We start from the raw sequence: 9,739 nt of genomic DNA on the forward strand, positions 1-9,739 counted from the left end.
AGCGTTTAAACCATGACCACAATCGACAACGCCCGCGCACTACTCGCCGACGCCAGCCGTATCGAGGTCTTCACCGGCGCCGGCATGAGCGCCGACAGTGGCCTTGTGACCTATCGCGACGCACAAACCGGGTTGTGGGAGAACGTGGACCCGCAGGCCATGGCGTCTATCGACGCCTGGCACACCGACCCGGACACAATGCTCGCCTGGTACCTCTGGCGCGCCCAACTCGCCCAGCGCGCCGAGCCAAATGCAGGACATCTCGCCATCGCGCAATCGCCGAAGACGACGGTAACCACGCAAAACATCGACAACCTTCACGAGCGTGCTGGCAGCGACAATGTCGTCCACCTGCACGGCTCGCTCTTCGCGTTTCGCTGTTCGCTTTGCGACGAGCCCTACACCGACCCAATCCCACTGCCCGAGGAGCCTGTCCCGACGATCACTCCGCCCCAGTGCCCGTTATGTGGCGGGCCGGTGCGTCCCGGCGTGGTGTGGTTCGGCGAGATGTTGCCCCAAGCTGAGTGGAAGGAGGCGGAGCGTCGCATGCGCACCGCTGACGCGTTGATCATCGTCGGCACTTCTGGCGTGGTCTACCCCGCCGCCGGCCTGCCGCTAATGGCGCACGCGCGCGAAATCCCCATCATTGAGGTCACCCCGATGCGCACGGACCTGTCGCATATCGCCGACGTGGTCATCGAGGACACCGCCGCCAACGCCCTGCCGAAGCTGCTGGGTTAGTAGTGGTACCGGGCTTGGAGAATCACCAAATCTGTCCCAGCGACCGTATAGACCAAGCGGTGTTCTTGCGTGATCCTCCTCGACCACGCCCCTTCAGCTCCGTACTTCAGCGGTTCGGGTTTCCCTATGCCTTCAAACGGATCCCTTAAGGTGTCGCGCAGAAGCTGGTTGACTCGTCTCAGCGTTTTCTTGTCGTTGCCCTGCCAGTACAGGTAGTCCTCCCACGCGTTGGTGGTCCACACAAGCCGCATTACGCGTCCAGGTCGATGTCGTGTTCGGCCACCGCCCCGTTGAGTGCTTCCTCGTAGGCCTGAGTCAGGCGTCGAGCATTCTCTGGCGACTTAAACAGGTAGGCAGTCTCAACCCATGCCGCGTAGTCATCTGCTGCCATCAAGACTGCATTGCCGTTACGCGACACGATTTCAACGGGAGTGCGATCATTGTTCACGCGCTCGATGAGCGGATAGAGCGTGCGCCGAGCTTCAGATGCACTAATAGACATAACAACCTCCTGCAAGTGGTACCACAATACGGTACCACACCTTAGAAGGAAGCTCGCAGGACAGTGAAGTTTTTATCGCGCGTTACCTGCTGCACTGTGGCGAACCTGCGTTCCACCTCACCCCGGTAGCGCAGGTGCGAATTGTGCACGAGATACAGCGTGCCGCCTGGCGCGAGCAGTCGCTTGGAGGCGTCGAGGAGGTGCTGGACGAGGGTTGCGTCGACCGTGGTCCCGTCGTGGAACGGTGGGTTGAGCGCAATGGTGTCGAAGGAGCCGTCCGGGAACTGTGAGCCGGCGTCATCCCAGGTCGCTTCCAGCCCGATGGCGCGGGCGGAGAGCACCGCGTCTGCGTCAGCGTCTGTGGCCACTGCCTCCAAGCCACGCGTGACAGAGCCGTTGCCACACCCAAGGTCCAACAGTCGTCCGGGCTCTGCCGGCAGGCAGGAGCGCAGCAGTTCCCCACCACGGTCGGGCTTCGCCCCTGAGAACACGCCTCCGATGGCGACAAGTCCATCGCCGCGTACGGGCTCATAGGACACCTCGCGCGGCCCAGACGCCACAAGACAGCGAAACTTCCCGCGCCCACGGGAGGCCGCCACCTGGTCGAACGATTCTCCCAGCACCACATTCATGCCACGAGACAGGTGTTTATTGTTCGCGCCGAACACCACCCGCGCCGAAGCGAACCCAGCTCCCGCAATCGACCGTGCCAGGTAATCCAGCCGCGCCAGGGACTTCGACATCTCCCCAATCGCAACGGCTGTGCCTGAAGAGCCGGCAAGGTAGTCGTCGATACGCATATCGCCCGCAATCTCCGCACCGAGCGACGCTGCTTCCTGGCAGCGTGAGTAGTCGGAGTCCAAAAACACGACCTTCGCCCCAGCAGCGAGTGCGGTGCGGGTGAGATCGAGTGTCGGGTCGTTGCACACGAGGACTGTCTCAGCCTGAGCAACATCGGCCGTGTCCCAAATCAGACTATCCAACGTGCGCAAGGCCTGCGACCTCCCCAAACACGTACACGGCAGGTGAGGTCACATCGTTGTTCTCCATCACATCCGGCAGGGTGGCCGCGGTAGCGAAGAACACGCGCTGCGCGTCGGTTTCGCCTTCCTGGATCACCGCTGCAGGAGTGTCCCGCGCGAGTGATGCCTCCAGCAGCTTCTCGACGATCGCACGCACGTTTCGCACCCCCATCACCACCACGATGGTGCCGCCGACCTGTGCAAGCGCGGACCAATCCACGAGCGACTTGGGATGCTCCGGCGGCAAGTGTCCCGACACCACGGTGAACGCATGCGTCACCCCGCGTTGCGTCACGGGCACGTTTGCCGCCGCAGGAACGGACACCGCGGACGTCACGCCCGGGATTACCGAGCACTCAAGACCGGCAGCCGCGCATGCCTGCAGCTCCTCAAAGCCGCGACCGAACACGTACGGGTCGCCGCCTTTGAGCCGCACGACCTGCTTGCCCTCACGCGCATAGGACACCAGCATCTCGTTGATACGCTCCTGCGCGACCTGGCGCGCGTAGGGCAACTTGGCCACGTCCACGACTTCTTTGCCGGTCAGATCCAGAAAATCCTCAAGCTCCGCGGCCGGCCCAAGGTGGTCCGCGAGGATCACGTCCGCTGCCTCCAGCGCGCGCAAACCTCGGATGGTGAGCAGGTCCCATGCGCCTGGGCCGCCGCCGACAAGAGTGATGTGGCCAATCGTCATAGCGACACAGTCTAGGGTGGCACCATGACACGACCCCAGCTCGACCACACATTCGCCGAGAACCTGCCCGAGCTCGCCCACCCTGAACCAGGCAGAAGTTTTGAGAACCCGCAGATGGTTGCCCTCAACGAGCCTCTCGCAGTAGAACTTGGGCTCGATGTCGCTTGGTTGCGTAGCAGCGACGGCCTCGCCTGGCTCACCGGCGCCCAGGGCGGGCACGCGCTGGCATATGCGGGCCATCAGTTCGGTCAGTTCGTGCCATTGCTTGGCGACGGCCGCGCGTTGCTGCTCGGCAACATCGCCGGCCACGAAATCCAACTCAAAGGATCTGGTCTGACAGTGTTCTCGCGGCGCGGCTCTGACGGTGTGGGCGCAATCGGCCCAATGCTGCGCGAACATCTCGTCTCCACGTTCATGCACGCGGTCGGCGTACCGACGACACGCTCGCTGGCCGTGCTGACCACCGGAGAAAAGGTCATACGCCAAAACGGCGCGGTGCCGGGTGGGGTTGTGGTCCGCGTTGCGAAAAGCCACCTTCGTGTCGGCAGCGTCCAGTACGCGGCAACGCAGTCCGAGGACCTTGTACGCCAGATCGTCACCGCTGCCGGTTTCGACAATGCAGCCAGCCTGCTCGAAACCGTCACCCGCCGCCACTTCGACCTGGTTGCGCACTGGATGCGCATCGGTTTCGTCCACGGGGTGATGAACACCGACAACGTGACACTCTCAGGCGAAACGATCGACTACGGGCCATGCGCGTTCACTGAGCGCTTCGATGCCGCAGCGTCGTTTTCATCTATCGACAGGCAAGGCCGCTACGCCTTTGGCAACCAACCGAGCATCATCGCCTGGAACATGGCCCGCCTGGCAGAGGCCCTTTACCCCTTACTGGGCCAGGATTATGTTGACGCCTACATCAAAACAGTCCAGCCAACCTGGGACGAGGCGTGGCAGCGTTGGATCGGCGACGACCACGAAGGCCTCAACAACGCCACCGACATCACCACCTACAACCGCGAACACGGCATCAACGGCGATCCAGGACCGATCTTCGTCCCGCGCAACCACATGCTGCAGGATGCGATAGACGCCGCTGAGTTGCACGGTGATTACGCGACGTACAACGAACTGCTCGCGGCAGTATCCGACCCGTACAACGAGCAGGCCGGGCCCGAATGGATGGCCCGGCCGGAAGGACAACTGCCCTACGTCACCTTCTGCGGGACGTAGGGCAGCCAGTTCAGTGAAGCGAGCGGATTAATCCTCGAGCTTCAGCGTCTTCTGGGTCCATGCCCACTGCTCCTCGTACGCCTTCTTGTCGTGCTTGAGCGACTTGCCGTACGTCGGGAACATCTCGTGGAGCTTGTCAGCCCACTCGATCATGCGCTCACCGAAGCAACGCTCCAACAGCTCGAGCATCGCAGCCGGGGTAATCGATGCGCCCGGGGATGCGCCGAGGATGCCCGCGATGGTGCCGTTCTGGTCGTTGACCAGAGCGGTACCGAACTCCAAGGTGCCGAAACGCGGGAATGCTGCCGGCTTGATCACCTGCACGCGCTGGCCGGCGACGACAACGTCCCAGTCCTTGCCGTCTGCCATCGGGTAGTACTCGTGCAGCACGTCCATCTTGCCGTCGAAGTTACGGAAAACCTCCTCAACCAGATACTTGACCAGGCCGATATTGGTTGCCGCGACACCGAGGTAGGACGGGATGTTGTCCAGACGGATGGACTTGAACAGGTCCAGGTAGGAGCCTTCCTTCAAGAACTTCGGAGTCCAGCCGCCGTACGGGCCGAACAGCAGGGACTCTTCACCGTCGACGACGCGCAGATCCAGGTGCGGAACAGACATCGGCGGAGCACCAACCTTGGCCTTGCCGTACACCTTCGCCTTGTGCTGCTGGACAAGCTCCTGGTTGGTGGTCTTGAGCCACAAACCGGAGATCGGGAAGCCTGCATAGCCGTGAACCTCTGGAACGCCTGCCTTGCGCAGCAGGTCCAGGGCGTAGCCGCCAGCGCCGATGAACACGAAGCGTGCACGAACGACCTGCTTGTCACCGGTGCGAACGTTCTTTGCGGTGACCTTCCAGAAGTTGCCCTCACGCTTGAGGTTGAGCACTTCGTGGCCGTAGCGGATCTTGGTGCCGCTTTCCTGAGCGGACTCCAGGAACTGCTTGGTCAGGGAACCGTAGTTGATGTCAGTGCCTGCATCGGTCCAGGAAATTGCGACCGGCTCAGCGTCGAAGTCGCGGCCTTGCGCCATCAGCGGCAGCTTCTCAGCGAACTTCTCGCGGTCATCGGTGAACTGCATCTCCGGGAACATGTGGTTCGCAGAAAGCTTGTCGTAGCGCTTACGCAGGTATGCAATCTGGTCTTCGCCCTGGGCGAAGGAAACGTGCGGCACCGGGTTGATAAAGGCGCGCGGGTCCTTGATCACACCGTTTTCTACCTGGTGGGACCAAAACTGGCGAGCGACCTGGAACTTCTCGTTGATCGCCATCGCCTTAGAGACGTCGATTCGACCGTTCTTTTCCGGGGTGTAGTTCAGTTCGCAGAGAGCGGAGTGACCCGTACCAGCGTTGTTGAACGCGTACGAGGATTCCTCGGCGGGACCGTCGAGGCGCTCGAAGATCATCTGGCTCCACTCGGGCTCCAGTTCGTGCAACATCGAGCACAGGGTGGCGCTCATAATGCCAGCGCCAACGTGCAGGATGTCCACCTCGTCCGCGTACTTATTACCACCGTTGTCAGACATGCGTAGTCATCCTTATAGTGTTTCGACAATTTTTGGAGTACAGACATTCTACGTCTATCTGCACCGGAACGTGCATAGGCCCGAATTATGACACGGCCCACACCCGCTTTCGGGTCAGTATCATCAGCCCCATGAATCAAACAGAAGAAGCATCCCTCGACACACTTACCTGGAAACCGGACGTGCTCGGTAAAAATTACGAGCATGCGCGTCTGCAATTAGATAAGGACCCCGACACGGGACATGCACCGGAGGCGGTGTTGGTCCGGGACGTGAGGTCGTCGACAAGCAACAAGCCCGCGGTGCTGTGGGTCCACGGCATGTCGGACTACTTCTTCCACAACCATGTTGCCGACGAGTTTGCCCAGCACGATTTCCCCTTTTACGCCTTGGATCTGCGCCGTTGTGGCCGCGCGCACACGAAGGGCCAGCGCTTCCACTTCACGCTGGATATGCGTCGTTACTTCGAGGAACTCACGACGGCGCTGCGGCTCATCGCGCGCGAGCATGGCTCGGTCGTTGTGCTCGCGCACTCCACTGGCGGGTTGATTGTTCCGCTGTGGGCGGATCATTTACGACGAGAATCGCCCGCGGATCATGCACTGCTTCAAGGAATCGCGCTCAACAGCCCGTGGTTGGACCTGCAGTACCCGACCTGGCAGGTGAAGCTCCTGCGCCCGGTACTAAACACGCTTGGAGCCATTTTCCCGTCTATCCCACTGCCGGGCGGCGGGCTGGGCACCTATGGCACCTCTATCCACGAGAGCAAACACGGCGAATGGAGCTTCAACACGACCTGGAAACCGCTGGTCGGTCACCGCAAGTACTTCGGCTGGATCCGGGCAGTACTTAAAGGACAGGAACAAATCCACAAGGGCGATGTTGATACCGGTGTGCCAACGCTGACCCTGTGCTCCTCGCACTCGTATCTGGGCAAGGAGTACTCCCCCGCCGCCGACACGGCCGATACTGTGCTTGATGTCGACCAGATCCAGCGTTGGGCACCGACACTTGGGAAAGATTCACAAGTGCGAGTTATCGACGGCGCCCGCCACGACGTTTTCCTCTCCGAACGCCATGCCCGCGAGTCCGCGTTCAAGGCGACGTTTACGTGGCTAGACGATCTCACCGGGGCGCAGTAACGTCTAAACCCAATCCATACATATATATAGAGGAGACGAGCATGTCTGCTGTGGCGACGAATTCCACCCACTACGACCTCATTATCGTGGGCACCGGTTCCGGCAACTCGATCCTGACCCCGGACTTCGATGACAAGAAGGTCGCTATCGTCGAAAAGGGCAAATTCGGTGGAACGTGCCTGAACGTGGGTTGCATCCCGACGAAGATGTACGTCCTGGCCGCCGAGCACGCCTTTGCCGCACGCGAGGCCGGCAAACTCGGTGTTGATCTTGAGTTCCATGGCGCCGACTGGGATGCCATCAAGGAACGTGTTTTTGATAACCGGATCGACCTCATCGCTAAGGGCGGCGAAAACTACCGCCGCAATGAGTGCGACAACGTCACCGTCTACGACATGGAGGCCTCCTTTGTCGGGCCGAAGACCCTAAAGACGGGTCGCGGCGGCGTAGAGGAAACGATTACCGCAGACACGATCATTCTCGCCGCCGGTGCGCGTCCGTTTATCCCCGAGTGGGCCAAGGGCGTCACCTATCACACCAACGAGGACGTCATGCGCCTCGACGAACTGCCAAAGTCGATGACCATCGTTGGCGGCGGCTTTATCGCGATGGAGTTTGCGCACGTCTTCGATGCCCTGGGCACCGACGTAACCATCATCAGCCGCTCTCCCCTGCTGCGTCCGCTCGACGAGGATCTGCGCGATCCGTTCAACGAGATCGCCACACAGCGCTACACCACCCACATCGGCCGCACGGTCGCATCCGCCACTGAGGATGGCAGCCAGGTGACGCTCACGCTTGACGACGACACTCAGGTCACCTCCGACGCCCTCCTCATCGCCACCGGTCGCATCCCGAACAGTGACACCCTCAACGTTGTAGCGGGTGGCATCGAAACGCATGACGACGGTCGCGTAAAAGTCGACGAGTTCGGCCGCACGACCGCTGAGGGTGTGTGGTCGCTTGGTGATCTCTCTTCCCCCTACCAACTCAAGCACGTTGCCAACGCCGAGATGCGTGCGGTGACCCACAACGTGCTTGCCACCTGGCGTGACAACGGCGCGCTCGTCCCGATGCCGCACGACCATGTTCCGTCGGCGATCTTCACCCACCCGCAGATTGCCACCGTCGGCCTGACCGAGCAGCAAGCAATCGAGGCCAGCCACGATGTCACCGTCAAGGTCCAGAACTATGGCGACGTTGCATACGGCTGGGCGCTGGAGGACAGCACCGGACTGGTGAAGCTCATCGCGGATCGCACCACAGGCAAACTGCTTGGCGCGCACTATATGGGCCCACAGGCTTCCACCCTGATACAGCAAATGATCACCGTCATGGCCTACGACCTTGACCTTCGAGAGTTCCCTCGCGGCCAGTACTGGATCCATCCAGCACTGGCTGAAGTGACGGAAAACGCGATCCTGGGCCTCGACCTGACCTTCAAAGAAGTCTAAACCTATCCTTCACCCCCTAATTTGGGGGCCATTCAACAAAACCGCTGGGACAACTGCCCAAGAAGCGAAAAGCGCACGTTGCGATTGTTATCCACCCGCAATCATTCCCAGCGGACACACAGAGACTCCAACCTTTTGATGATCTTTGCATCAAATCGCACACCAAACTTGCACGATGCTGGAAACGATCGGCTATTGTCGTTGCAGACACCGGGACCGAGCCTCTAAGGCTTGCTATCGGTCCTAGGAGCTCAATGCCCCTGGACTTCTTTGAATTCCACCCGGACGTCGTGCAAGAACTATCAGAGAAGGATTTCGTTTCATGCGTAATTTCCGTAAGGCAGCCCTCGCCGGCGCAACCGCCGTCGCTGTGGCATTCGGCTCCACTGCAGTCGCAACCGCTCAGACCGAGGCACCGGAGACCACGACCGAGGCCACCGCCCCGGCGAAGCCGACCCGCGAGGCAAAGCCGGGCGTCGACAACGACACCGCTAAGACCAACGGCTCCTCCACCAAGCTCGGCAACAAGCTCGGCGTTTGGGAGAAGACCAAAGACGGCAAGGTTCAGCTCAACGGCACCGATGGCCGCGCAATCTTCGGCTCCACCAGCAACTCTGAGAACCAGCCGACGTACGCAAAGGTCGGTCTTGGCATCTCCGTCTTCGCCGCTGTTTCCGCAGTAATCGGCCTCCTGGTCGGCCCGCTGTACAACTTCATCGTTCACGGCCCGGTCAAGTTCTAATAACGCGGATTTCCGCTAACCACTTCCAACTCATATTTCGAAAGAAGGAATAAGATGCGTAACTTCCGCACCGCTGCAGTTGCTTCCGCAACCGCTCTGACCGTCTTTGTTGGCGGCACCGCAATCGCTTCCGCTCAGTCTTCTGAGAAGCCGGAGACCACCGCTACTGCCGAGCAGAACGGCCAGGACAACACCACCAAGCCGGAAGAGAAGAAGTCCGACAAGCAGGTCATCTTCGCTGGCAAGCAGGATAAGGGCATCAAGGTAGACGACAAGGGCAATGTCACCGAGCAGGCTGACAAGTCCTTCGGCGACGTCGTCAAGGACGGCACCAAGGGCCTCTTCAACAAGCAGGGTTCTTCCCAGTACTTCACCAAGGAAGACAACGCAACCCCGTTCTACCCGACCGATGCTTTCGGCGAGAAGACCAACCCTGAGGCTGTTCCGCAGTGGGCACGCTACTGGATCGACGGCACCATCGTCGCTGGTATCGGTGCTCTCGTCGGTCTCGTGATCGCTGGCATCAACTTCGCTTCCTACAACGGCTTCATCCAGCTGCCGAAGTTCTAAGTTAACTTCGTCGTAGGACGATAGAAACCCGCTGCTTCGGCAGCGGGTTTTTGCTTTGGTCAGTCTCGGCTTTGCAGCCAACAAAAATGTGCCCCGCAGGGAACGTTCCCTGCGGGGC

11 protein-coding genes are annotated in these 9,739 nt (G+C 60.6%); 6 read left to right on the forward strand and 5 right to left on the reverse strand.

The window, feature by feature from the left end:
- Positions 1-12: 12 nt before the first annotated feature.
- Positions 13-741: an NAD-dependent deacylase gene (locus HMPREF2785_RS06255; protein ID WP_070422283.1), complete on the forward strand. Its 729-nt coding sequence runs from the start codon at positions 13-15 to the stop codon at positions 739-741.
- On the opposite strand, the gene HMPREF2785_RS06260 is transcribed toward HMPREF2785_RS06255, so the two are convergent.
- The 4 genes from HMPREF2785_RS06260 to cobA are packed head-to-tail and all read right to left on the reverse strand — an operon-like array spanning position 738 to position 2,959.
- Positions 738-992: a Txe/YoeB family addiction module toxin gene (locus tag HMPREF2785_RS06260; RefSeq protein WP_070422282.1), complete on the reverse strand. Its 255-nt coding sequence runs from the start codon at positions 990-992 to the stop codon at positions 738-740. The genes HMPREF2785_RS06255 and HMPREF2785_RS06260 overlap by 4 nt on opposite strands.
- Positions 992-1,243, reverse strand: a complete 252-nt coding sequence (locus HMPREF2785_RS06265; RefSeq protein ID WP_070614545.1) for a type II toxin-antitoxin system Phd/YefM family antitoxin — start codon at positions 1,241-1,243, stop codon at positions 992-994. The genes HMPREF2785_RS06260 and HMPREF2785_RS06265 overlap by 1 nt, the downstream gene beginning before the upstream one ends.
- 41 nt (positions 1,244-1,284) lie before the next feature.
- Positions 1,285-2,235: a class I SAM-dependent methyltransferase gene (locus tag HMPREF2785_RS06270; protein ID WP_070614546.1), complete on the reverse strand. Its 951-nt coding sequence runs from the start codon at positions 2,233-2,235 to the stop codon at positions 1,285-1,287.
- A complete protein-coding gene (gene cobA / locus HMPREF2785_RS06275) occupies positions 2,219-2,959 on the reverse strand; it encodes a uroporphyrinogen-III C-methyltransferase (RefSeq protein ID WP_070614547.1) in 741 nt (246 codons plus the stop codon). The genes HMPREF2785_RS06270 and cobA overlap by 17 nt, the downstream gene beginning before the upstream one ends.
- A gap of 24 nt (positions 2,960-2,983) precedes the next feature.
- Here cobA and HMPREF2785_RS06280 point away from each other — a divergent pair, with 24 nt between their 5' ends.
- Positions 2,984-4,189: a protein adenylyltransferase SelO family protein gene (locus HMPREF2785_RS06280; RefSeq protein ID WP_070614548.1), complete on the forward strand. Its 1,206-nt coding sequence runs from the start codon at positions 2,984-2,986 to the stop codon at positions 4,187-4,189.
- Positions 4,190-4,216: 27 nt separating this feature from the next.
- On the opposite strand, the gene mqo is transcribed toward HMPREF2785_RS06280, so the two are convergent.
- On the reverse strand, positions 4,217-5,713 hold the full coding sequence (mqo, locus tag HMPREF2785_RS06285; protein WP_070451000.1) for a malate dehydrogenase (quinone): 1,497 nt from the start codon (positions 5,711-5,713) through the stop codon (positions 4,217-4,219).
- Between the two features lie 131 nt (positions 5,714-5,844).
- On the opposite strand from mqo, the gene HMPREF2785_RS06290 reads away from it, so the two are divergent.
- The 4 genes from HMPREF2785_RS06290 (at position 5,845) to HMPREF2785_RS06305 (ending at position 9,621) form a co-directional block, all read left to right on the forward strand.
- On the forward strand, positions 5,845-6,855 hold the full coding sequence (locus HMPREF2785_RS06290) for an alpha/beta hydrolase (RefSeq protein ID WP_070614549.1): 1,011 nt from the start codon (positions 5,845-5,847) through the stop codon (positions 6,853-6,855).
- A 41-nt stretch (positions 6,856-6,896) separates the two neighbouring features.
- Positions 6,897-8,309: a mycothione reductase gene (mtr, locus tag HMPREF2785_RS06295; RefSeq protein ID WP_070614550.1), complete on the forward strand. Its 1,413-nt coding sequence runs from the start codon at positions 6,897-6,899 to the stop codon at positions 8,307-8,309.
- 322 nt (positions 8,310-8,631) lie between these two features.
- Positions 8,632-9,051 (forward strand): hypothetical protein, encoded by a 420-nt coding sequence (locus tag HMPREF2785_RS06300; protein WP_070614551.1) that lies wholly within the window; start codon positions 8,632-8,634, stop codon positions 9,049-9,051.
- 54 nt (positions 9,052-9,105) lie between these two features.
- Positions 9,106-9,621, forward strand: coding sequence for a hypothetical protein (locus tag HMPREF2785_RS06305; RefSeq protein WP_070614552.1), 516 nt, complete (start codon positions 9,106-9,108; stop codon positions 9,619-9,621).
- Positions 9,622-9,739: the final 118 nt, after the last annotated feature.

Source organism: Corynebacterium sp. HMSC067D03 (assembly GCF_001811185.1).
GTDB classification, from domain to species: domain Bacteria; phylum Actinomycetota; class Actinomycetes; order Mycobacteriales; family Mycobacteriaceae; genus Corynebacterium; species Corynebacterium coyleae.

What these genes read in the sequence shown, in the direction of transcription:
- HMPREF2785_RS06255 (WP_070422283.1), top strand. Translation starts at nt 13, where the DNA reads ATGACCACAATCGACAACGCCCGCGCACTACTCGCCGACGCCAGCCGT.
- HMPREF2785_RS06260 (WP_070422282.1), bottom strand. Translation starts at nt 992, where the DNA reads ATGCGGCTTGTGTGGACCACCAACGCGTGGGAGGACTACCTGTACTGG.
- HMPREF2785_RS06265 (WP_070614545.1), bottom strand. Translation starts at nt 1,243, where the DNA reads ATGTCTATTAGTGCATCTGAAGCTCGGCGCACGCTCTATCCGCTCATC.
- cobA (WP_070614547.1), bottom strand. Translation starts at nt 2,959, where the DNA reads ATGACGATTGGCCACATCACTCTTGTCGGCGGCGGCCCAGGCGCATGG.
- HMPREF2785_RS06280 (WP_070614548.1), top strand. Translation starts at nt 2,984, where the DNA reads ATGACACGACCCCAGCTCGACCACACATTCGCCGAGAACCTGCCCGAG.
- mqo (WP_070451000.1), bottom strand. Translation starts at nt 5,713, where the DNA reads ATGTCTGACAACGGTGGTAATAAGTACGCGGACGAGGTGGACATCCTG.
- HMPREF2785_RS06290 (WP_070614549.1), top strand. Translation starts at nt 5,845, where the DNA reads ATGAATCAAACAGAAGAAGCATCCCTCGACACACTTACCTGGAAACCG.
- mtr (WP_070614550.1), top strand. Translation starts at nt 6,897, where the DNA reads ATGTCTGCTGTGGCGACGAATTCCACCCACTACGACCTCATTATCGTG.
- HMPREF2785_RS06300 (WP_070614551.1), top strand. Translation starts at nt 8,632, where the DNA reads ATGCGTAATTTCCGTAAGGCAGCCCTCGCCGGCGCAACCGCCGTCGCT.
- HMPREF2785_RS06305 (WP_070614552.1), top strand. Translation starts at nt 9,106, where the DNA reads ATGCGTAACTTCCGCACCGCTGCAGTTGCTTCCGCAACCGCTCTGACC.